The organism is Streptomyces sp. NPDC058697 (genome assembly GCF_042715345.1).
Classification (GTDB): domain Bacteria; phylum Actinomycetota; class Actinomycetes; order Streptomycetales; family Streptomycetaceae; genus Streptomyces; species Streptomyces liliifuscus.
This window is the reverse complement of sequence record NZ_JBHXSU010000003.1, coordinates 1-19,119: the sequence shown is the minus strand read 5'-3', so window position 1 is coordinate 19,119 and position 19,119 is coordinate 1. Positions and strand designations below refer to the sequence as shown.

11 protein-coding genes, 1 tRNA gene and 1 rRNA gene are annotated in these 19,119 nt (G+C 68.8%); 1 reads left to right on the top strand and 12 read right to left on the bottom strand.

Annotated elements, in window-relative coordinates; genetic code table 11:
* Window positions 1–99 precede the first annotated feature (99 nt).
* The 9 genes from ACFWXQ_RS08045 to ACFWXQ_RS08005 form a co-directional block, all read right to left on the bottom strand.
* A complete protein-coding gene (locus tag ACFWXQ_RS08045; RefSeq protein ID WP_383943645.1) occupies window positions 100–570 on the bottom strand; it encodes a Dps family protein in 471 nt (156 codons plus the stop codon).
* Between the two features lie 217 nt (window positions 571–787).
* On the bottom strand, window positions 788–1,162 hold the full coding sequence (locus ACFWXQ_RS08040; protein WP_055509692.1) for a helix-turn-helix domain-containing protein: 375 nt from the start codon (window positions 1,160–1,162) through the stop codon (window positions 788–790).
* Window positions 1,163–1,271: 109 nt separating this feature from the next.
* Window positions 1,272–1,817, bottom strand: a complete 546-nt coding sequence (locus ACFWXQ_RS08035) for a CinA family protein (protein ID WP_383943610.1) — start codon at window positions 1,815–1,817, stop codon at window positions 1,272–1,274.
* Entirely contained in the window at window positions 1,814–2,578 is a 765-nt protein-coding gene (gene pgsA, locus ACFWXQ_RS08030; protein ID WP_383943608.1) for a CDP-diacylglycerol--glycerol-3-phosphate 3-phosphatidyltransferase, read from the bottom strand. The genes ACFWXQ_RS08035 and pgsA overlap by 4 nt, the downstream gene beginning before the upstream one ends.
* On the bottom strand, window positions 2,575–4,065 hold the full coding sequence (gene rimO / locus ACFWXQ_RS08025; RefSeq protein ID WP_383943604.1) for a 30S ribosomal protein S12 methylthiotransferase RimO: 1,491 nt from the start codon (window positions 4,063–4,065) through the stop codon (window positions 2,575–2,577). Before rimO ends, pgsA begins: the two co-directional genes overlap by 4 nt.
* 111 nt (window positions 4,066–4,176) lie before the next feature.
* The gene (locus ACFWXQ_RS08020; protein ID WP_383943601.1) at window positions 4,177–5,019 is read right to left on the bottom strand and encodes a helix-turn-helix domain-containing protein; all 843 of its coding nucleotides are present in this window, start codon (window positions 5,017–5,019) and stop codon (window positions 4,177–4,179) included.
* A gap of 289 nt (window positions 5,020–5,308) precedes the next feature.
* Complete coding sequence (locus ACFWXQ_RS08015; protein ID WP_383943598.1) at window positions 5,309–8,074, bottom strand: DNA translocase FtsK; 2,766 nt, start codon at window positions 8,072–8,074, stop codon at window positions 5,309–5,311.
* Window positions 8,075–8,286: 212 nt separating this feature from the next.
* Window positions 8,287–8,973, bottom strand: coding sequence for a two-component system response regulator (locus ACFWXQ_RS08010; protein ID WP_189841047.1), 687 nt, complete (start codon window positions 8,971–8,973; stop codon window positions 8,287–8,289).
* 297 nt (window positions 8,974–9,270) lie between these two features.
* Complete coding sequence (locus tag ACFWXQ_RS08005; protein ID WP_383943594.1) at window positions 9,271–14,754, bottom strand: HAMP domain-containing protein; 5,484 nt, start codon at window positions 14,752–14,754, stop codon at window positions 9,271–9,273.
* Between the two features lie 321 nt (window positions 14,755–15,075).
* Here ACFWXQ_RS08005 and ACFWXQ_RS08000 point away from each other — a divergent pair, with 321 nt between their 5' ends.
* Window positions 15,076–17,823: a SpoIIE family protein phosphatase gene (locus ACFWXQ_RS08000; protein WP_383943642.1), complete on the top strand. Its 2,748-nt coding sequence runs from the start codon at window positions 15,076–15,078 to the stop codon at window positions 17,821–17,823.
* Between the two features lie 72 nt (window positions 17,824–17,895).
* On the opposite strand, the gene ACFWXQ_RS07995 is transcribed toward ACFWXQ_RS08000, so the two are convergent.
* The 3 genes from ACFWXQ_RS07995 to rrf form a co-directional block, all read right to left on the bottom strand.
* Window positions 17,896–17,968, bottom strand: a tRNA-Thr gene (locus tag ACFWXQ_RS07995).
* Window positions 17,969–18,050: 82 nt separating this feature from the next.
* Window positions 18,051–18,713, bottom strand: coding sequence for a DegT/DnrJ/EryC1/StrS family aminotransferase (locus tag ACFWXQ_RS07990; RefSeq protein ID WP_383943639.1), 663 nt, complete (start codon window positions 18,711–18,713; stop codon window positions 18,051–18,053).
* Window positions 18,714–18,827: 114 nt separating this feature from the next.
* Window positions 18,828–18,944: ribosomal RNA gene (rrf, locus tag ACFWXQ_RS07985) — 5S ribosomal RNA — on the bottom strand.
* Window positions 18,945–19,119 lie beyond the last annotated feature (175 nt).

Below are 19,119 nucleotides of genomic sequence, written 5' to 3'. Positions count from 1 at the left end.
GGCCACCCCCAACCTCAACCCCAGAACGAGAACCACAGCCGCAGCCACAGCCACAGCCACAGCCACAGCCACAGCCCAGATAACCCGGCAGAGCCACCCTCACCCGTTCTCCGCCTGGAACATCCAGTGATGCTTCTCAAGATCCGCGGTGATCCCGATGAAGATGTCCTGGCTCACCGGATCCGCCTCCCCCGTAGCCCCGACCCGCATCCGCATCCGCTCGATGACGGCGGCGAGCGCGTCCACGAGCGCCCCCACCGCGTCGGTGTCCTTCACCCACCCCTCCGGCGTGGCCCCGATACCGCTGCTGGTCGCGACGGTCGCGGCACGTCCGTCCGGCGAGACCCCGAGCGTGGAGGCACGCTCGGCCACGGTGTCGGAGTGCAGCCGGGCGGTGTCCACGACCTCGTCGAGCTGGAGATGGACGGACCGGAAGCGCGGTCCGACCACGTTCCAGTGAATCTGCTTGGCCACGAGCGACAGATCCACCAGATCGACCAGCGCACCCTGCAACGCCTCGGACACGGTCTTCAGATCAGCATCGGTCAGCGGGCTCTTCACGACGTACATGGACATCCTCCGGTCAGCAACGACCCCCGGCTTCCGCCCCCGCTCCTCCACCATGGCCGTCTCAACCATTACCGGCAAACGGTAAAAAACCACCGGCTCCTGCCCCGCCCACGCAAAAGCCCCGACCGCCCCCCTCCAGGTCTCCCCGGAGAAGGCCCCGGCCGGGGCTCTCACACAGTTCTTCGCATCTCAGCTCGCGGGCGCGAGCCCGTGAGCGTCAGGCGGCGACGACGTCGACCGCCTCCGCAGGCGCCTTGATGGTCACCCGTTCCGGCGGCACACCGGTCACCGATACGGAATTGAGCCTCGGGCGCACTGGTGTGGGCACAGGCTCGGTGGCCGCTGCCGACCGGGCCAGCTCGGCGAGTGCGAGTTCGTCGCTCACTTCCCGCATGAGCTCGGACATCCGTACGTCCAGCGCGTCGCAGATCGCGGAGAGCAGTTCAGAGGAAGCCTCCTTCTGCCCCCGCTCCACCTCGGAAAGATAGCCGAGTGAAACTCGGGCGGACGAGGAGACTTCGCGCAGAGTACGGCCCTGGCGCTGGCGCTGCCGACGCAGCACGTCACCAAGCAGGCGACGGAGCAGAATCATCGGTGGCTCCCTCCTCGGACCGCGTAGCCGCATCCTTCTCGCCCCACCGTACCGCCTTGCGCCGCGGCCGTGCGGGGAGCGATGTCGTGTTCACTCAGGGCTGCAAACATCAAAACCCCCCGTTCTGTTCCGTATCCTGTGCCCGCTCATTCTCAGTGAGTTCGCCCACAAGCTGCTGCAGAAGCAGTGCGAGCACGCTCCGTACACTCTCCATACGGATTTCCGTCCGGGAGCCGTTCAACCGCAACGCCACCACTTTCCCGCCAAGAACGCCTTGGCCGGAGGTGCCGTGCGGCCCTTCCACGGCAACGAAAACCGTGCCGACGGGCTGGCCGTCCTGGGGTTCGGGGCCGGCGACACCGGTTGTCGCGATGCCCCAGTCCGCGCCGAGCACCTTGCGGGCGCCGACCGCCATCTGGGCCGCGACCTGCGGATCCACCGCTCCACGCTGATCCAGCAGAGTGGCGTCGACACCAAGTACATCGCGCTTGAGATCGGTGGCGTAGGCGGTCACCGAGCCGCGGAAGGCCTTGGAGGCTCCGGGCACCGCCGCGAGGTCCGCCGCCACCAGACCGCCGGTGAGCGACTCGGCGACAGCGAGCGTCTCGCCCCTCACCGTGAGTAGTCGCAGCACTTCGGCGGCCGTGGAGGTCACGCTTCCGCCTCCTCGGCGGCGGCCTTCCGATCGGCCAGGCCCTGACGCCGCAGCACAATGGCCTGTCTCACATAGTCGAGCCCGGTGACGACGGTCAGGGCGACCGCCACAGCCATCACCCAGAACCTCAGGGTCGCCAGCGGCCCCGTCAGCGCCAGGACGTACATCCCGACGGCCACTCCCTGCGTCAGCGTCTTTATCTTCCCGCCGCGGCTGGCGGGGATCACGCCGTAGCGGATCACCACGAAGCGCAGCAGGGTGATCCCGAGCTCACGCCCGAGGATCACGCCCGTCACCCACCACGGCAGATCGCCGAGCGAGGAGAGACAGATGAGCGCCGCTCCCATGATCGCCTTGTCGGCGATCGGGTCGGCGATCTTCCCGAAGTCGGTGACGAGGTTGTACGTACGTGCCAGATGGCCGTCGAAGACGTCCGTGATCATGGCTACGGCGAAGGCGGCCCAGGCCCAGGCCCGCCACACGGGGTCGTATCCGCCGTCGGCCAGCATCAGTGCCACGAAGCCCGGCACGAGCACGAGCCGGAGCATGGTGAGGAGGTTGGCCACGTTCCACAGGCTGGCCTGGTTGACGGCCGCGGCGCTCAGCTTCGCGCCACGCGGTGTCTTCGAGCCCTGGGCGCCGGTGGCACCCGTACCGGAGGTTCCGGAGGTTCCCTTGCCGGAGGCGCTGGAGGCGCCGGCAGCACCGCGCGTACCGGGCGCACCGGGGCCGCCCGCCGCGGGTGCCGGGACTCCGGTCATCTGGCCGCCTCCTCTGTACTTGCGAGCGAGCCCGGGAGCGGCTCGGCCACCAGGTCGACACCTTCCGTACCGACCACCTTCGCCTCGACCATACGGCCGACGGTGAGACCTTCGCCGCTTGTGAACAGCACCTGACCGTCGGTCTCGGGCGCCTGATGCGCGGCACGGCCGTACGCGGGCTCCTCCTCGCCGTCGGAACCGGCGGAGCCCAGGGACTCGACCAGCACCTGCAGGGTCTCCCCGACGCGCTCCTCCGCCCGCTGCGAGACCAGCTCCTCGGCGAGCCGGGACACGCGCGCGAGGCGCTCGGCGACGACGTCCTCGTCCAGCTTGTTCTCGTACGTCGCCGCTTCGGTGCCGTCCTCGTCGGAGTACCCGAAGACGCCGATGGCGTCGAGCCGCGCGCCGGTCAGGAAGCGCTCCAGCTCCGCCAGGTCGTCCGCGGTCTCGCCGGGGAAGCCCACGATGAAGTTGGACCGCACACCGGCCTGCGGGGCCTTGGAGCGGATCGTGTCGAGCAGCTGCAGGAACTGGTCGGTGCTCCCGAAGCGCCGCATCGCGCGGAGCACCCCGGGGGCGGAGTGCTGGAAGGACAGGTCGAAGTAGGGCGCGATCCCCGGCGTCGAGGTCAGTACGTCGATGAGCCCGGGCCGCATCTCGGCGGGCTGGAGGTAGCTGACCCGCACCCGCTCGATCCCGTCGACGTCGGCGAGCTCGGGCAGCAGGGTCTCCAGGAGGCGGATGTCGCCGAGGTCCTTGCCGTACGAGGTGTTGTTCTCGGAGACCAGCATGACCTCCTTGACGCCCTGCTCGGCCAGCCAGCGCGTCTCGCCCAGGACGTCGGACGGCCGCCGCGAGATGAAGGAGCCGCGGAAGGACGGGATGGCGCAGAAGGAGCAGCGCCGGTCGCAGCCGGAGGCCAGCTTCACCGAGGCGACCGGTGAGCCGTCGAGCCGGCGGCGCAGGGGTGCGCGGGGGCCGGACTCCGGAGCCAGGCCCTCCGGAAGGTCGACGGGAGCGTGCCCCGGAAGGGCGACCTCCGTGCCCGCGCTCTGCCGCTCGGCCGGGCTGATCGGCAGCAGCTTGCGCCGGTCGCGCGGGGTGTGGGCGGCGTGGATTCCGCCGTTCAGGATGGTCTGGAGGCGGTCGGAGATGTCGGCGTAGTCGTCGAAGCCGAGCACTCCGTCGGCCTCGGGCAGGGCCTCGGCGAGCTCCTTGCCGTACCGCTCGGCCATGCAGCCGACGGCGACCACGGCCTGTGTTCTCCCATGGCCCTTGAGGTCGTTGGCCTCCAGGAGGGCGTCCACGGAGTCCTTCTTGGCGGCCTCGACGAAGCCACAGGTGTTGACGACCGCGACGTCCGCGTTCTCGGCGTCCTCCACGAGGTGCCAGCCGTCCGCCTCCAAGCGGCCTGCGAGCTCCTCCGAGTCCACCTCGTTACGGGCGCAGCCAAGAGTGACGAGTGCGACGGTACGGCGTTCAGGCATGGGCTCAAGACTACTTCGTCCCACTGACACCCCACGTCGACGGGGTTGGCCGATCTTGGCCAACCCCGTACCCGCATGCCCCATGAGGTCGCTTGTCCGACCTCGGGTCGGTCATCCGACCTCGGGGTCGCCCTTCGTGTAGGTGAGGCGCTCGACCCCACCGGGCTGGAACTCGTCCTCGATCTTCTTGCCGTTGACGTAGAGCTGGAGCGCTCCCGCGTCACCGAGGACGAGGTCGATCTTCTCCTTGTCCTGGAAGGTCTTGGAGTCGCCCTGCTTCAGGAAGCCGTCGAAGAGCAGCCGGCCGTTGTGGTCCTTGGCGGAGATCCAGCTGCGCCCGTCGGGGGCGGTCACCTGGACGGTCACCTTGTCCTGCGGCGCGGCCGCGATGGCGCTGTCCGACGGGTCGGGCTTGGGGTCGGCGGGCTTGGAAGGGGTCGGCTTGGTCTTGGCGGGCTTGCTGGCGGTGGGCGTGGATCCCTCGGCGACCTGCGTCTTCGAGCCGTCCGAGTCGTCCTTGACCATCGTGAACCCGACGAAGCCGATCACCGCGACGATCGCGGCGACCATGGCGGCGGTCCAGTTGGGACCCCTGCGCTCCGGACGGATCCGCTCGGCCTCGAACATCGGTGCCGCGGGGGTCGGCGCGGGTCGGCCGCCGTGATCGTCGTCGTACTGGGCGAGCAGTGGCGCCGGATCGAGGTGGACGGCGCGCGCCAGCGTCTTGAGGTGACCGCGCGCGTACACGTCGCCGCCGCAGGGCGTGAAGTCGTCCTGTTCGATCGCGTGCACGATGGCGATGCGGACCCGGGTGGCGTTACTGACGTCGTCGACTGTCAGCCCCGCCGCGATGCGCGCCTGCTGCAGAGCACGGCCGATCGAAGGGCGATCACCCTTTTCGATGGGAGGCTCGTCCTGAGGGGAGTTGTCGTCAGGGGAGTTGCCGATGGACACGGGGGCGCCTTTCGAGCGTGTAGCCACCTGTGCTGGAGGTTCAGTCTAGGGGGGTTGCGAAAGGGTGGGGCAACCGGGCGGTGGGACTTTGTACGCCATCAGAACGGCCGGTCATCCTGATGGTGGGACACGTGCCTTTCCCTTCCCTCAACTTGACGTGCGACGAAGGGAAACGGTTGCTCACGGTTCCCTTACGGGTGAGTCACGTTCGAATCACCCACGTGGCCCTGACGTGCTCACCCACGTGGCCGTGGCCCCTCCGCAAGAGGAAACGGACTTCCCCGTTTCTCTACGGATGAGCCTCCCCACGGATCACCGCGAGCACTCCGTCCAGCTCGTCAGGTTTCACAAGAACATCACGTGCCTTGGAACCCTCGCTCGGACCGACGATGTTGCGGGACTCCATGAGGTCCATCAGCCGGCCGGCCTTGGCGAACCCGACGCGTAGTTTGCGCTGGAGCATCGAGGTGGACCCGAACTGCGTGGAGACGACCAGTTCGGCGGCCTGGCACAGCAGGTCGAGGTCGTCGCCGATGTCCTCGTCGATCTCCTTCTTCTGCTTGGTGCCCACGGTGACGTCTTCGCGGAAGACCGGCGCCATCTGGTCCTTGCAGTGCTGGACGACGACGGCGACCTCCTCCTCGGTGACGAAGGCGCCCTGCATACGGGTCGGCTTGTTCGCCCCCATCGGCAGGAAGAGCCCGTCGCCCTTGCCGATCAGCTTCTCGGCGCCGGGCTGGTCGAGGATGACCCGCGAGTCCGCGAGCGACGACGTGGCGAAGGCGAGCCGCGAGGGCACGTTCGCCTTGATCAGACCGGTGACGACGTCCACGGAGGGCCGCTGCGTGGCGAGCACCAGGTGGATGCCGGCCGCGCGCGCGAGCTGCGTGATGCGCACGATCGAGTCCTCGACGTCCCGTGGCGCGACCATCATCAGGTCGGCGAGCTCGTCGACGATGACCAGTAGGTACGGATAGGTCTTGAGCTCCCGCTCGCTGCCCTCCGGCGTCTTGAGCTTGCCGTCGCGGATGGCCTGGTTGAAGTCGTCGATGTGCCGGTAGCCGAACGCCGCCAGGTCGTCGTACCGCAGATCCATCTCCCGTACGACCCACTGCAGCGCCTCGGCGGCCCGCTTCGGGTTGGTGATGATCGGCGTGATCAGGTGCGGGATGCCCTCGTACGCGGTCAGCTCGACGCGCTTGGGGTCGACGAGGACCATGCGCACGTCCTCGGGGGTCGCGCGGACCATGACGGACGTAATCAGGCAGTTGATGCATGAGGATTTACCGGAGCCGGTCGCTCCGGCCACCAGCACGTGCGGCATCTTCGCCAGGTTGGCCATCACATAGCCGCCCTCGACGTCCTTGCCGAGCGCGACCAGCATCGGGTGGTCGTCCTCGGCTGCGTCCGCGAGGCGCAGCACATCGCCGAGGTTGACCATCTCGCGGTCGGTGTTGGGGATCTCGATGCCGACCGCGGACTTGCCGGGGATCGGGCTGATGATCCGCACGTCCGGGCTGGCGACTGCGTACGCGATGTTCTTGGCGAGTGCCGTGATCCGCTCGACCTTCACGGCGGGGCCGAGCTCGACCTCGTACCGCGTGACCGTCGGGCCGCGGGTGAAGCCGGTGACGGCGGCGTCGACCTTGAACTCCATGAAGACGTTCGTGAGCGAGGCGACCACGGCGTCGTTGGCGGCGCTGCGCGTCTTGCCCGGGCCGCCGCGCTCCAGGAGGTCGAGCGACGGCAGGGAGTAGGTGATGTCGCCGGAGAGCTGCAGCTGTTCGGCGCGCGGCGGCAGGTCGCGCGGAGCCTCGGGGGCGGGCTTGGTCAGGTCGGCGACCTCGGCCTTGAGCATCTCCTGCTTGGGCTTGGCGCCCTTGCTCCCCTTGGTACGCGCGGCGGGCACCGGCGTCGGCTCCCCGCGCCGGCCCGTGTCCTGTCCGCCGGTGTCCTCACGGTCCCCGCGGTCGACGCCGACGCCCTGCGTCAGATCGGCCACCAACGCACTGGGAGGCATCCCGTGCATCACGGCACCGTCGAGCGCCGCCGCGGCGGCCGCTGCCACGTCCACGGCGTCCATGGGCCTGTCCAGGGCGGGCTGCTGCACGGCGGGCCGCCTGCGGCGGCTCCGGCGCGCAGAGAGCGCCTCCTGCTCGGCACTGTCCGGGTCGTACTCCTCGGGCGCCGCCCGGCGCCGCCGGGGGCTCGCGGGCAGCGCCTCGCGCCACTGGTCGTCGTAGCGCTCGTCGTCCTCGCCGAACCCGTCGTCCGTCTCACGAGGGTGTACGAGTCCGAGCCGGGCGCCCAGCATGCGCAGCCGCTGCGGAATGGCGTTGACCGGCGTCGCGGTGACCACCAGCAGCCCGAAGACCGTGACCAGCACAAGGAGCGGTACGGCGAGGACCTCGCCCATCGTGTACGTCAGCGGTGTCGCCGCGCCCCAGCCGATGAGCCCGCCCGCGTCCCTTATCGCCTGCATGCCGTCGCTGCGCGCGGGCGCCCCGCAGGCGATGTGGACCTGGCCGAGCACACCGATGGCGAGCGCGGACAGACCGATCACGATGCGGCCGTTGGCCTCGGGCTTCTCGGGGTGCCGGATGAGGCGTGCGGCGATGACCCCGAGCAGTATCGGCACGAGCAGGTCGAGACGGCCGAAGGCACCGGTCACCAGCATCTCGACGAGGTCACCCACCGGACCACGGAGGTTGGACCAGGTCCCGGCCGCGACAATCAGTGCCAGCCCGAGCAGCAGCAGCGCGAGACCGTCCTTTCGATGCGCCGGGTCGAGCCCCTTCGCGCCCCGCCCTATGCCGCGGAACACGGCGCCGACGGCGTGCGCGACACCCAGCCACAGGGCGCGCACCAGTCTGTACACGCCCCCGGTCGGGTTGGGCGCCGGCTTCGGAGGCGCGGCTTTCTTGGCCGTGGCCTTCTTGGCGGGCGCCTTTTTCGCCGGGGCTTTCTTCGCGGGGGCCTTCTTCGCCGCAGCCTTCCTCGGAGCGGCCGCCTTCTTCGCGGGCGCCTTCTTGGCTGCGGACTGACGTGGGGCCATGAGTGTGAGGTTACCGGTGGAGACCACTGCGGACACGTGTGCCTACTGCTTCACCCGTTCGTGTCGCCCACACAGGGCGCCGAACTGACGCCGCCTCAACCGGCGAAGCTCCGTAAGGGGCGCGGGCCGCAGTATGTGCGGCTCCGCCGCGTGGGCGCGATCAGCGCCCACCAACCCGCAGGCCACACACCTGCCTTGACGACCGGTGCGACTCAGTTCGGCGAGGGCAGCGAGGCCGCCCCGCTCCCCGTCCCCGGCTCCAGCGCGTCCAGCGCCCGCCGCAACCCCGTGAGTTTGCGTTCGAGATGGGCTGCGGTGGCCACCGCGGCCGCGTCCGCCGAGTCGTCGTCGAGCTGCTTGGAGAGGGCCTCGGCCTGCTCCTCGACAGCCGCGAGCCGCGCGGAGAGTTCGGCGAGCAGCCCGGCAGGCTCCTTGGTGTCGCCGACCGCCGCCTTGCCGCCGCCGCCTTCGAGCTGGAGCCGCAGCAGCGCGGCCTGCTCCCGGAGTTGGCAGTTCTTCATATAGAGCTCTACGAAGACCGAGACCTTCGCGCGCAGCACCCACGGGTCGAACGGCTTCGAGATGTAGTCCACCGCACCCGCCGCGTATCCCCGGAAGGTGTGGTGCGGACCGTGGTTGATCGCCGTGAGGAAGATGATCGGGATGTCCCGGGTCCGTTCTCGCCTCTTGATGTGCGCGGCGGTTTCGAAACCGTCCATGCCCGGCATCTGGACGTCCAGCAGAATGACCGCGAAGTCGTCCGTGAGCAGTGCTTTGAGCGCTTCCTCCCCGGAAGATGCCCGAACCAGTGTCTGATCGAGCGCGGAGAGAATCGCCTCCAGCGCCAGCAGATTCTCCGGCCGGTCATCGACCAGGAGGATCTTGGCCTTCTGCACCATGGCCCGCCCTCCTCGCCCCGGCAGTGCACCGGGCGCCGCCCCAGGGGACGACTCCCTTGCGTCGCCCGTCCTTGTGCCGGTCATGGTAGCCGCACCCCGCCTGTCGCCACACCCTGTCACCGCGATGTCACTGTGCACGTAGCAGAAACGTAGCGGGAGACCAGAAGGTTCCCCGAATCCCGGGTTTCTACACCGCCTCGGGCACACTCAGTCAACAGCCCGGTGCGCCCGGGCCATCGCCCGGGCGCCCCTGGCCACCCGGCCGTTCCCGGCCGGCCGATCACTCCTGCCACCCTGTCACTGTCCGCTCATCCACTGCTGCATCACCGCGAGCAGATGATCGGGATCGACCGGCTTCGTCACGTAGTCGGAAGCACCGGACTCGATCGCCTTCTCCCGGTCGCCCTTCATCGCCTTCGCGGTGAGCGCGATGATCGGCAGCCCGGCGAACTGGGGCATCCGACGGATCGCCGTCGTGGTCGCGTATCCGTCCATCTCGGGCATCATGATGTCCATCAGGACGACCGTCACATCGTCGTGCTGCTCCAGCACTTCGATGCCCTCGCGGCCGTTCTCGGCGTACAGCACCGACAGTCCGTGCTGCTCCAGGACGCTGGTGAGGGCGAACACGTTGCGGATGTCGTCGTCGACGATCAGTACCTTCTCGCCCTCGAAGCGGATGACACCGCGCGAGTGCACGGACGTCTCCTCGCCTCCGACGGCCCAGGGCTCCCGGGCCTGCTGCGGCCCCGGAAGGGCGGGCCGCTGCTGTGCCGAGGGCATCGACCTGCGACGCCGCCTGAAGAGCGCGGCGGCCCCGTTCTGGGTCTCCTGGTACGACTTGACCTCCGCGGGGGCCTCCATATGGCTCCCGTTCTCGTCGTCGGAGCCGGCCGGAAGCGCCCCGCTCTCCATGGGCGCACCGAGTTGCGGATAACCCTGGGGAGGCAGTTCGCTCGGGTGCAGCGGCAAATACAGCGTGAAGGTCGAGCCTCGTCCCGGCTCGCTCTGCGCGTGGACCTCGCCGCCCAGCAGCCGCGCGATCTCCCGGGAGATGGACAACCCCAGTCCCGTACCGCCGTACTTGCGGCTCGTCGTGCCGTCCGCCTGCTTGAACGCCTCGAAGATCACCCGCATCTTGCTGGCCGCGATACCGATACCGGTGTCCGCCACGGAGAACGCGATCAGATCGGCGTCCGCATCCCGCAGCGAACCCGCCTCCAGGAGCTGTTCCCGGATGGCGACCGGCACCTCCGCGCCCGCAGGCCGGATGACCAGTTCGACCGCTCCGGAGTCGGTGAACTTCACCGCGTTGGACAGCAGGTTGCGCAGCACCTGAAGGAGCCGCTGTTCGTCCGTGTGCAGCGTGGCCGGCAGCTCCGGCGACACCCGTACGGAGAAATCGAGCCCCTTCTCTGCCGTCAACGGACGGAAAGTGGCCTCTACGTAGTCGACGAGTTGGACCAGCGCGATACGCGTCGGCGACACGTCCATCTTGCCCGCCTCGACCTTCGACAGGTCGAGGATGTCGTTGATCAGCTGGAGCAGGTCGGAACCCGCGCCGTGGATCGTCTCGGCGAACTCGACCTGCTTCGGGGTGAGGTTGGAGTCCGCGTTGTCGGCGAGCAGCTTGGCCAGGATCAGCAGCGAGTTGAGCGGCGTACGCAGCTCGTGCGACATGTTGGCGAGGAACTCGCTCTTGTACCGCATGGAGACCGCGAGTTGCTCGGCGCGCTCCTCCAGGACCTGCCGCGCCTCCTCGATCTCGGTGTTCTTGACCTCGATGTCGCGGTTCTGCTGGGCGAGCAGCTCGGCCTTCTCCTCCAGCTCGGCGTTGGACGCCTGGAGGGCCTTCTGCCGGTTCTCCAGCTCGGCCGACCGCTCCCGCAGCTGCTCGGTCAGCTCCTGCGACTGCTTGAGCAGTACCTCGGTCTTCGTGTTGACCGCAATCGTGTTGACGCTCGTCGCGATCATCTCGGCGATCTGGCTGAGGAAGTCCTTCTGGATGTGCGTGAAGGAGTGGAACGACGCCAGCTCGATCACACCGAGCACGGTCCCCTCGAAGAGCACCGGCAGCACGATGACATGCGCGGGAGGCGCCTCACCGAGCCCGGAGGCGATCTTCAGATACCCCGGCGGCACGTTCTCCACGAGAATCGTCCGCTTCTCCTTGGCGGCCGTCCCGATCAGCGTCTCCCCGGGCCTGAACGACGTCGGCATGGAGCCCATGGAGTACCCGTAGGACCCGAGCATGCGCAGTTCGTACGAGTCGTCGTGCGCGGCGCCCACGTCCTTGCCGTCGTCCAGCGGCATCGCCAGGAAGAACGCGCCGTGCTGCGCGGAGACCACCGGAGTCAGCTCGCTCATGATCAGCGAGGCCACGTCGGCCAGGTCGCGCCGGCCCTGCATCAGACCGGAAATCCGGGCGAGGTTGCCCTTCAGCCAGTCCTGCTCCTTGTTGGCGATGGTGGTGTCGCGGAGGTTGGCGATCATCTTGTTGATGTAGTCCTGAAGCTCCTGGATCTCGCCCGAGGCGTCCACGTCGATCTTCAGGTTGAGGTCGCCACGGGTCACCGCGGTCGCCACGCGCGCGATGGCACGCACCTGCCGGGTGAGGTTCCCGGCCATCTCGTTCACCGACTCGGTGAGGTCGCGCCAGGTGCCGTCGACGTCACGGACGCGCGCCTGGCCGCCCAACTGGCCCTCCGTGCCCACCTCGCGGGCGACCCGGGTGACCTCCTCGGCGAACGACGACAGCTGGTCGACCATCGTGTTGATGGTGGTCTTCAGCTCCAGGATCTCGCCGCGCGCGTCGATGTCGATCTTCTTGGTCAGGTCGCCCTTGGCGATGGCCGTGGTGACCATCGCGATGTTGCGCACCTGGCCGGTCAGGTTGGACGCCATGCCGTTCACGGACTCGGTGAGGTCCTTCCACGTACCGGACACGCCCGGTACGCGCGCCTGGCCGCCGAGGATGCCGTCCGTGCCCACCTCGCGGGCCACCTTGGTGACCTGGTCGGCGAACGAACTCAGCGTCTTCACCATGGTGTTGAAGGTGTCTGCGAGCTGCGCGACCTCGCCGCGCGCCTCGATCGTCACCGTCCGCGTCAGGTCGCCGTTGGCGACGGCCGCCGCGACCTGCGAGATGTTCCGCACCTGCATGGTGAGGTTGTAGGCCATCAGGTTGACGTTGTCGCTCAGGTCCTTCCAGATGCCCGTGACCCCGGGCACCCGCGCCTGGCCGCCCAACTGGCCCTCGGTGCCCACCTCGCGGGCCACCCGGGTCACCTGCTCGGCGAACGACGACAGCTGGTCGACCATCGTGTTGACGGTCGTGACCAGTTCGAGGATCTCGCCCTTGGCGTCGACGGTGATCTTCTTGGACAGGTCGCCCATGGCGACCGCGGTCGTGACCTCGGCGATGTTGCGCACCTGGATCGTCAGGTTGTTCGCCATGAAGTTCACGGACTGCGTGAGGTCCTTCCAGGTGCCGGAGACACCCTGCACCTCGGCCTGTCCGCCGAGGATGCCCTCCGTGCCCACCTCGCGGGCGACCCGCGTGACCTGCTCGGCGAAGTTCGAGAGCTGGTCCACCATCGTGTTGAGGGTGTTCTTCAGTTCCAGGATCTCGCCGCGCGCGTCCACGTCGATCTTCTGCGACAGGTCACCGCGGGCCACCGCCGTCGCGACCTGCGCGATGTTGCGCACCTGGGCGGTGAGGTTGCCGGCCATGCCGTTCACGGAGTCGGTCAGGTCGCGCCAGACACCGGCGACGCCGGGCACCTGCGCCTGACCGCCCAGCCGGCCGTCCGTACCCACCTCACGGGCCACCCTGGTCACCTGCTCGGCGAAGGCGCTGAGCTGGTCGACCATCGTGTTGATGGTGTTCTTCAGCTCAAGGATCTCGCCGCGCGCGTCGACCTCGATCTTCTGCGACAGGTCACCCCGGGCAACGGCCGTCGTCACCTGGGCGATCTGCCGCACCTGCGACGTCAGATTGCCCGCCATGAAGTTGACGGAGTCGGTGAGGTCCTTCCACGTGCCGGACACACCGTCCACGCGCGCCTGGCCGCCCAGCCGGCCCTCCGTGCCCACGTCACGCGCCATCCGCGTCACCTGGTCTGCGAAGGACGACAGCTGGTCCACCATCGTGTTCACGGTGTTCTTCAGCTGGAGCATCTCGCCGGAGACGTCCACGGTGACCTTCTGCGACAGGTCGCCGTTGGCCACCGCCGTCGTCACCTGCGCGATGTTCCTCACCTGTCCGGTGAGATTCCGGAACGCCGTGTTGACGGAGTCCGTGAGGTCCTTCCACGTACCGGCCGCGCCCGGCACCGCCGCCTGACCGCCCAGCTCACCCTCGACACCGATCTCCCGCGCCACGCGGGTCACCTCGGCACCGAAGCTCGACAGCTGGTCGACCATCGTGTTGACGGTGTTCTTCAGTTCCAGCATCTCGCCGGCGACCTCGACGCTGACCTTCTGCGACAGGTCACCGTTGGCCACGGCCGTCGTCACCGCGGCGATGTCGCGCACCTGAGTGGTGAGGTTCCGGAAGACCGTGTTCACCGAATCGGTGAGGTCCTTCCACGTTCCCGCCGCGCCCGGCACGTTCGCCTGCCCGCCGAGCCGCCCCTCGCCGCCGACCTCGTTGGCCACGCGGGTGACCTCGTCCGCGAACGTACGCAGCGTCTCGGTCATCTGGTTGATCGTCTCGGCGAGCTGCGCGACCTCGCCGCGCGCCGACACGGTCACCTTCTGCGACAGGTCGCCGTTGGCCACCGCCGTCGTCACCTGGGCAATCCCGCGCACCTGTGCGGTCAGGTTGCCGGCCATAAGATTCACCGAATCGGTGAGGTCCTTCCACACACCCGCCACACCAGGCACCTGTGCCTGGCCGCCGAGCTCACCCTCGGTGCCCACCTCGCGCGCGACTCGCGTCACCTCGGAGGAGAAAGAGGACAGCTGGTCCACCATCGTGTTGACGGTGTTCTTGAGCTCCAGCATCTCGCCGGCCACATGAACCGTGACCTTCCGGGACAAGTCACCCTTGGCGACCGCCGTGGTCACGAGCGCGATGTCCCGAACCTGAGCGGTCAGCCGGTACGCCATGGTGTTGACCGAGTCCGTGAGGTCCTTCCACGAACCGGACATACCGCGCACCCGCGCCTGCCCGCCCAGCTTGCCCTCGGTGCCCACCTCGCTGGCCACGCGCGTGACCTCGTCGGTGAACGTCGACAGCTGGTCGACCAGGTTGTTGACCGTGCGCCCGACCTTCAGGAACTCCCCGCGCAGCGGATGCCCGTTCCCGTCCGCGGCCTGCGCCCGCAGCTCCATACGCGGCGACAGATCGCCCTCCGCCACGGCGGACAGCACCCGCCCGACCTCGGAGACGGGCCGCACGAGGTCGTCGACCAGCGCGTTGGAGTTGTCGATCGCGGTGGCCCAGGAGCCCTCACAGGCGCCCGACTCCAGCCGCTCCGTCAACTTGCCCTCACGGCCGACCATGCGCCGCACACGCGCCAGCTCGCCCGTCAGATGCAGATTCCGGTCGGCCACTTCATTGAAAACCGCTGCAATCTCGGACATCACGCCATCGCCCGAGACCGTGAGCCGCTTACGGAAGTTGCCGTCCCGCATCGACACCAGGGCCGCCAGCAGCCTGTTCAGGGCAGCCGTGTCCACATCGGTGGTGCCATTGCGCGGTTTGCGCTGATTGCTCAGGGACTGTCCGCCTTTCGCGCGCGTTTTGTTGCCCCGCGTCGCTGCGCCAGACTCCACTGTGTCCCTCCCGCAAGGGTCGACCATTTACTGCTCGGCGTACTCGGGTACTACTGCTCGGCGTACTGGAAGGCACTCAGCCTGCCCGGACCTTCCCTTTGAGCCTGCCCAGTGTTTCACCATGGCTGAACCAGGCCATAACAGTTCGGCAGCTTCGCACATGGTCCGCACACACGCTCCGGAGTGGAAACAGTGGTGACCGGCATCCGCACGGACGGCGAAGGTAAGTAACCTTGCATGCGGCTGTCCAGCCACGCCGGTCCTTCCGGCCTGGGCGGTGGCACGAGCACGAGCGGGCAGGCATCGGAGGGGCACCGCACCATGACCACCGAACTGCATCCCGGGGGACCACCCCAGGATCCCCGGCCGACGGGGAACCAGCCCCTGCCACGGCAGGAGCGGGTCGGCCACGCGGCGCTGCCCTCCGACAACCGGACAAGGAGTTCTGTGATCACCGCGCGCGCGGCCGCCAGCTTCGATCCTGTCGGGCGGTCCGTCGCGACCGCTCGGTCCTTCGTCCGTGACACCCTCCAGGGTTGGGGCTTCGCCGACATCGTCGACGACGCCGTGGTCCTCACCAGCGAGCTTGTCACCAATGCCGTGGTGCACGCGGGCACGTCCGCCGACGTCCTGTGCCTGCGCAGCGACGAGGGCGTACGGATCGAGGTGGGGGACCGCTACCCGGAACGTGAGATTCCACTCCAGGCGACCGCCATCAACATGGGCAGCCCCGACCGCGAGGGAGGCCGCGGCCTCCAGCTCTGCGCCGCCCTGGCCGGCCGCTGGGGTGTCGAGTACACGCCCACGCACAAGCAGGTCTGGTTCCAGCTGGAACTGCCGGAGCGCTCGGTGGGCACCCGCACGGCCGGCCCCGCCCTCCCGGCCAACCTCCTCCCGCTCGCCGACGGCCGCGTCCGCGTGGCGGTCGTCCAGATCGACCGCACCGGCGCCATCAACGCCTGGAACGAGGACGCGGAGGAACTCTTCGGATACGCGGCCGAGCAGGTCATCGGCAAGCCCCTCACCGACCTCGCGGCCTGGCCGCACACGCCCGGCACCAGCACCGGCATCGTCGAGGCGCTCCAACTCTCCCGCTGGGAGGGCAGCTACGGCCTCCGCGCCGCCGACGGCCGTGTGACGCCGGTCTACGCCTCGCATCTGCGCGTCCGGGACACCGGCGGCGAACCCTCGACGGTCTGCCTTCTCGTCCGCGACCACGAACGCGCCGTCCTGCAGACCCCATTGCGCGTCAACGCCTCGGACACGACCACCAGTTCGGAGGGCCAGGCGTCGGACCCCTTCGAGGTCTTCATCGGCTCGCCGGCCCCCGACGACCTGGACGGCCTCCTCCAGCGCACGGTGGAGCGCGCCCGCGACATGCTCGACGGCGACTCCGCCTTCCTCCTCCTGGCGACCGACGACGAAACGGAGTTGGAGGTCCGCGCCTCCACCGGCCTCCCCTCCGCCCGCCAGCGCTTCGCCCGCGTCCCCGTGGAAGCGGGCCCGGGTCGCTACGGCTCGGCCCGAATGCCCGCCGTGCACGAGGATCTGACGGTCGTTCCGGGCGCCGTACCGCTGCTGAGCGGCACGGGCATGCGTTCCGTCGTCACGGTCCCCCTCAAGGTCGAGGGCCGCCTGACCGGTTCGCTCGGCGTCGCGGCCGAGGCCCAGGGGCGGTATTCGAACGAGGAGGCCCTGCGCCTCCAGTTCGCCGCCGACCGCATCGCGCTCGCCGTGGAGTCGGCGCGCCTGGGCGAGCTTGAACGCCTGCGCCGCGGCTCCCTCTCCTTCCTCGTCGAAGCCTCGGACCTCCTCGCGGGCACGCTGGACCGCGACCAGACACTGGCCCTGATGGCCCAGATGACGGTCCCCACCCTGGCCACCTGGTGCGCCGTCTACACGATCGCCGACCAGGCATCGGATCCGTATCTTTCGTACGTCCTGCACGAGGACGAGGAGCGCATCGACGGCCTCAAGGCCCTCCTGTCGAAGATCGCCCCTCCGGACCCCGTCCCGACCCCCGGCGCCCGCGTCTGGGGCGCTCCCGCGGAGGCGGCCCACCAGGCCGCCCTGCGCACCTCCATGCGCAGCCTCGGCCTCGGCGAGCCCGCCACCGTGAGCTCCGGCATCGGTACGACGCTGCAGACGGCCGCAGCGGTCGGCGGCGAGACCGTCGTACTCCCCCTGGTGGCCCGCAACCGCGTCATCGGCATGCTGACGCTCGGCAAGCCGTCGGACGAACACTTCCGCCAGGAAATCCTGGAACTCGCCGAGGACTTGAGCCGCAGGGCCGCCCTGGCCCTCGACAACGCCCGCCTGTACTCGGAGCGCACGGCCATCAGCCAATCCCTCCAGCGCAGCCTCCTGCCCCCGGAACTCCCCCAGATCGACGGCGTGGAGGTCGAGGTCATCTACCGCGCGGCGGGCGAGGGCAACGAAGTCGGCGGCGACTTCTACGACCTCTTCCCCATCCGCGACGGCGCCTACGGCTTCGCCATCGGAGACGTCTGCGGTACGGGACCGGAGGCGGCCGCGGTCACCGGACTCGCCCGGCACGCGCTGCGCCTGCTCGCCCGCGAGGGTTACGGCGGCCCGGCGGTCCTGGAGCGCCTGAACTCCGCAATCCTCGACGAGGGCGCCCGCAGCCGCTTCCTGACGCTCCTGTACGGGGAGTTGTGGCCCCAAGAGGACGGCTCGGCGCTCCTCAAGGTCGTCTGCGCCGGCCACCCGCTCCCCCTGCGCCTCCGCCAGGACGGCACGGTCGAACCGGCCGCCGAACCCCAGCCGCTCCTCGGCGTGATGGAGGACCTGGAGCTGTACGAGCAGACGATCACGCTCGATCCGGGCGACGTCCTGCTGTGCGTGACGGACGGCGTCACCGAACGCCGCGAGGGCACCCGCATGTTGGGCGACGACGGCCTCACCGACGTCCTCACCACCTGCACAGGCCTCACAGCCGGAGCCGTTGCCGCCCGCATCATGCGCGCGGTGGAACGCTTCGCGTCGGACGCCCCGTCGGACGACATGGCCATTCTCGCGATGCGCGTTCCCGGCCTTCAGAACGACTGATCCCGGCCCGGAGAAACCGGTCCCGGACACACGAAAGGCCCCCGCCCACAAGGGCGGAGGCCTTTTTGTCTGAGCCCCCCAACGGAATCGAACCGTTGACCTTCTCCTTACCATGGAGACGCTCTGCCGACTGAGCTAGGGGGGCCAGTTACCTTTCGAGGTCTCCCTCGCGGCAACGAAATAGATCATACCCCGAACGGCGGCGTGCTCCCAACCCTGTTCGACCGCTAGAAAGCGGGCTGCAGGAGCCCACCGAGCGCATTGCACGCGGACACCATCCGCTGCATCTGCCTCTTCGACAACGACGCGTCGACAGGCAGAGCCAGCGTCTCGTCGGAGGCCCGCTCGGTCTCCGGCAGACAGACGTCCCGTCGGAACACAGGCATCCGGTGCACGGGCGTCTTCACCGGCACCCGGCACTCGACTCCCTTGGCCCGCACGGCCCGTGCGAAGGCGTCCCGGTCCGGCCGCCCATTGCCCGGCACCCGCACGACGTACTGCTGGTACGTGTGTCCGATGCCGCGCACCGGCGTCCGCACGCCCCTCAACCGCCCGTCGAGGTACGCCGCATGCGCCCTGCGCTCCTCGATCTCCCCGTACGGCGCCTCGGACTCGCCCTGCTCCAGCACGAGCAGCCCGTGCCGCTGCCCGACGTCCCGGAGCCGCGCGATGTCAGCGGGCCGACCGAAGCGGTGCACGGCGACGACAGCGACCGTCCGCGGACCGACGGCCGCGTTCACCTCGGTGGCGTCCAGGCAGTACGTGGCCGGGTCTATGTCGGCGAACACCGGCATCGCACCGGCCTGGATCACGGCCTCGGCGACCTCGACGTTGCCGAACGCCGGCACGATGACCTCGTCACCGATTCCCACGCCCGCGGCCCGGAGCATTGCAGCAGTACCCATGTGCGGGATGTTGGTCGCACAACGTGAACTCCAGGTGACGCACAACAAAAAAGAGCTGGTCCCTGAACCTAAGTTCAGGGACCAGCTCTATTAATAATAGTTCGGCGGTGTCCTACTCTCCCACAGGGTCCCCCCTGCAGTACCATCGGCGCTGTAAGGCTTAGCTTCCGGGTTCGGAATGTAACCGGGCGTTTCCCTCACGCTATGACCACCGAAACACTATGAAATTCTGAACCGATGCCTCAACCCCCCTGTGGCCCAGGAAGGGAGACGTGTCGTTCGTTATTTCAGAACCGACACAGTGGACGCGAGCAACTGAGGACAAGCCCTCGGCCTATTAGTACCAGTCAGCTTCACCCCTTACAGGGCTTCCACATCCGGCCTATCAACC

Excerpts from the sequence above, each read along its gene's own strand:
- ACFWXQ_RS08045 (WP_383943645.1), bottom strand. The coding sequence starts at position 570 with ATGTACGTCGTGAAGAGCCCGCTGACCGATGCTGATCTGAAGACCGTG.
- ACFWXQ_RS08040 (WP_055509692.1), bottom strand. The coding sequence starts at position 1,162 with ATGATTCTGCTCCGTCGCCTGCTTGGTGACGTGCTGCGTCGGCAGCGC.
- pgsA (WP_383943608.1), bottom strand. The coding sequence starts at position 2,578 with ATGACCGGAGTCCCGGCACCCGCGGCGGGCGGCCCCGGTGCGCCCGGT.
- rimO (WP_383943604.1), bottom strand. The coding sequence starts at position 4,065 with ATGCCTGAACGCCGTACCGTCGCACTCGTCACTCTTGGCTGCGCCCGT.
- ACFWXQ_RS08015 (WP_383943598.1), bottom strand. The coding sequence starts at position 8,074 with ATGGCCCCACGTCAGTCCGCAGCCAAGAAGGCGCCCGCGAAGAAGGCG.
- ACFWXQ_RS08010 (WP_189841047.1), bottom strand. The coding sequence starts at position 8,973 with ATGGTGCAGAAGGCCAAGATCCTCCTGGTCGATGACCGGCCGGAGAAT.
- ACFWXQ_RS08000 (WP_383943642.1), top strand. The coding sequence starts at position 15,076 with ATGACCACCGAACTGCATCCCGGGGGACCACCCCAGGATCCCCGGCCG.
- ACFWXQ_RS07990 (WP_383943639.1), bottom strand. The coding sequence starts at position 18,713 with ATGCTCCGGGCCGCGGGCGTGGGAATCGGTGACGAGGTCATCGTGCCG.